This is a genomic window from Sandarakinorhabdus oryzae (assembly GCF_009733735.1).
Lineage (GTDB): Bacteria > Pseudomonadota > Alphaproteobacteria > Sphingomonadales > Sphingomonadaceae > Sandarakinorhabdus > Sandarakinorhabdus oryzae.
The window spans coordinates 1-2,937 of sequence record NZ_WNJP01000248.1 but is presented as its reverse complement, the minus strand read 5'-3'; the positions used below and the strand labels follow the sequence as shown (position 1 = coordinate 2,937).

The 2,937-nt window shown below is 70.3% G+C and carries 4 protein-coding genes; 3 read left to right on the top strand and 1 reads right to left on the bottom strand.

The window, feature by feature from the left end; all coding sequences use genetic code 11:
* The 3 genes from GJ693_RS17125 to GJ693_RS15045 form a co-directional block, all read left to right on the top strand.
* Positions 1-223 (top strand): hypothetical protein (locus GJ693_RS17125; protein WP_197042249.1); only part of this gene is annotated, 223 nt, incomplete at its 5' end.
* On the top strand, positions 220-1,398 hold the full coding sequence (gene glcF / locus GJ693_RS15050; RefSeq protein WP_156257069.1) for a glycolate oxidase subunit GlcF: 1,179 nt from the start codon (positions 220-222) through the stop codon (positions 1,396-1,398). The genes GJ693_RS17125 and glcF, both read left to right, overlap by 4 nt.
* A gap of 12 nt (positions 1,399-1,410) precedes the next feature.
* Complete coding sequence (locus GJ693_RS15045) at positions 1,411-1,992, top strand: twin-arginine translocation pathway signal protein (RefSeq protein ID WP_408014600.1); 582 nt, start codon at positions 1,411-1,413, stop codon at positions 1,990-1,992.
* A 5-nt stretch (positions 1,993-1,997) separates the two neighbouring features.
* Here the strand turns inward: GJ693_RS15045 and GJ693_RS15040 are convergent, their stop codons facing one another.
* Positions 1,998-2,762 carry a precorrin-2 dehydrogenase/sirohydrochlorin ferrochelatase family protein gene (locus GJ693_RS15040; RefSeq protein WP_156257068.1) on the bottom strand — a complete coding sequence of 255 codons (765 nt, stop codon included), beginning with the start codon at positions 2,760-2,762 and terminating at the stop codon, positions 1,998-2,000.
* Between the last annotated feature and the right edge of the window lie 175 nt (positions 2,763-2,937).

Here is a 2,937-nt window from a genome sequence, read left to right as displayed (position 1 = left end):
CGCGCTGGCCTGGGTGCTGTTGCCGGCCGACGCTGCCGATCTCGACATGCATGCACTGGTGGCGCAGGCCGTCGGCCGCGACGGCCATGCCGAACGGCTGCGCGGGCCGGCGTGCGCCATCCCGGCGCGCAGCCCGCTCGAACCCGGTCTTGCGGCACTGACCGCGCGGGTGAAGGCCCTGTTCGATCCCGCGGGCATCCTGTCTCCGGCGGCCGCACCATGACAGAGGCCAGCGCCCTCATCCGCAAGTGCGTGCATTGCGGCTTCTGCAACGCCACCTGCCCGACTTATCTGCTGACCGGCGACGAGCTCGATGGCCCGCGCGGGCGCATCTGGCTGATGAAGGACATGCTGGCGACACCCGATGCCCCGCCCTCCCCGCGCGCGCTCAGGCACCTCGATCGCTGCCTCACCTGCCTGTCCTGCACCACCACCTGCCCGTCGGGCGTGGACTATGCCCAGCTGATCGATCACGCCCGCGCCCATGCCGAGCCCAGCCGGCCCTGGCCGCAACGCATTACCCGCCGCGCGTTGACCGGCCTGATGTCGCGCCGCCGCAGCTTTCGCGCTGCACTGCATCTCGGCCGCCTCGCCCGCCCGCTCGCCCCCCTGTTGCCAGCGCGATTGCAAGCGATGCTGGCCTTGGTGCCCGCGCGCGTTCCGCTCGCCGGCGCCGCCGAACGCGACAGCCCGCCTGCGCCGGCAAAGCCCATCGGCCGCGTCATCCTCCACCTCGGCTGCGTGCAGCCCGCCCTGCGCCCCCAGATCGACGATGCCGCCCTGCGCCTGCTCACCCGCCACGGCCTCCATGTCATCATCACCCGCGATGCCGGCTGCTGCGGTGCCCTGCACCAGCATCTCGGCCAGGCCGACGCTGCCAACGCCCGCGCCGCTGCCACCCTGGCCGAATGGCGCGCCGCCGGCCCGGTGGATGCAATCATCACGACCACGTCCGGCTGCGGCAGCGTCATGAAGACGTGGGCTGATCCCTTGAGCGCCCAGGTGCGCGACATCAGTGAATATCTGGCCACGCTGCCACCCCTGCCTAGCCAGATCGCGCCCGGCACGGCGGTGGCCTGGCACAATCCCTGCTCCCTGCAGCACGGCCAACGCGTCACGTCCGCCCGCGAACTGCTGGTTCAGGCCGGCTTCGACGTGCGTGACCTCGCTGAATCCCACCTCTGCTGCGGTTCCGCCGGCACCTACGCCCTGCTGCAACCCGAACTCTCCGGCGAACTCCGGCTGCGCAAACAGGCCCATGTCGCCGCGACCGGCGCACCGATCCTGGCCAGCAGCAACATCGGTTGCCTCACCCAGCTGGCCAGTCCAGACTGGCAAGCGGTCCATGTCGTCGAACTGCTCGACTGGGCCAGCGGCGGGCCGAACCCACTATCCTGAGGAGAACGCACGATGACCTCGACCCTCAAGACGATGGCCCTCGCCCTGCTGCTGATGAGCGGCCCCGTCGCTGCCGCCTTACCCGCACCCTTCGTGCCCGCAAGCTTCACCCCACCCACACTCGCAAAGGCCAGCGGCTTCAAGCTGGTTCCCCTCGGCCCCGCCGTCGTGAAGATCGATTACGACGCCTACATGTCGTCGCTCGAGCATCTGCAAAAGACCTTCACGCGCAGTCCCGACTGGCCCAACAGCAACATCACCGCCGCCGACGCCATGAACGACATGGAAACCGAACAGGCGCATTTCCAGAAACGCGAATCCTTCGCCTACGCGGTGCTTACCCCGGACGGGAAACGCGAACGCGGCTGCGTCTACGTCTACCCCAGCCGCATCCAAGGCTATGACGCCGTCGTCCGCCTGTGGGTCACCAAGGCCGAATATGACGCCGGCTTCGACGCCGAACTCTATGCCTGGGTGCAAGGCTGGATGAAGGCCAAATGGCCCTTCGCAAAGGTGGCCTACCCCGGTCGGGCGATCGATTGGGCAAGCTGGGATGCGCTGGTGGCGGCGTCGAAAACGGACGGAAAGAAGTAAGCGGCCTACCCCTGCAACACCACCGTCAGCCCTGCGGGCAGCGGATCGGGCACCGCCTCCAGCCGCGCGGCATCGCGCCGGGCGCGGTCGATCACCGTGGCGGCGACCTCGCCGTCCACCACCAATGCATCGCAACGGGCCAGCGCGTTGAGCTGGTTGAGGGTGAGATCGCCCGGATCGGGACTGGAGACGGTGATTGTCAGCAGTTCTGGCACGGCGGCGGAGGTGCCATTCACCACGTGCGCCACCGCGGCGTGGGCATCGGCGAGCGCCGCGAACGGGTCGAGCGGGCCGGCTTCCGCCAGCGCCCGTTCCCACAGGCGGCGGCGGTCGGTTGGGGTGGGGTGGCGCTGAGCGACGGTGTCGCGGGCCGACAGGATGGCGCGGGCGAGCGGCCCGATACTGGCGGGGAGCAGGGCTTCGAGGCGGGTGCGCAAGGCGCGGGCGAGGCTGGCCGAGGCGCCGGCGGTGGAGATGGCGACGACCACCGGCGAGCGGTCGATGATTGCGCCCATCAGGAAATCCGACATCGCTGGCTTGTCCACCACGTTGACCAGCAGGCTGCGCGCGCGCAGGCGGGTGGCGGCGGCGTGGGCTTCGGCATCGTCTTCAATGGCGACGAAGGCGAGCACGGCATCAGCGGCGTCTTCGCCGACCAGCGTGCCGCCGGCGGCGCGGACCAGGCGGGCCTTGGCCTCGGCGGGTTCGCCGTCGCCAACAAGGATCACCCGGCGGCCGGCGAGGTTCACGAAGATCGGCAGTTGCTGCATGGCGGCGCTGTGCCCCCTGGATCACGCCGGCGCAAGTGCGTGTGGGTCGGCAACGCGGGTCAGGCGCGCCAGCAGGCCGAGGCCGCCGGGGATGGCGGCAAGGCCAGCCATGGCGGCGAGGCGGCCCACGGGGTGCCGGGCGATGGCCAGTGCGGCCATGGCGAGGCGGACGGGA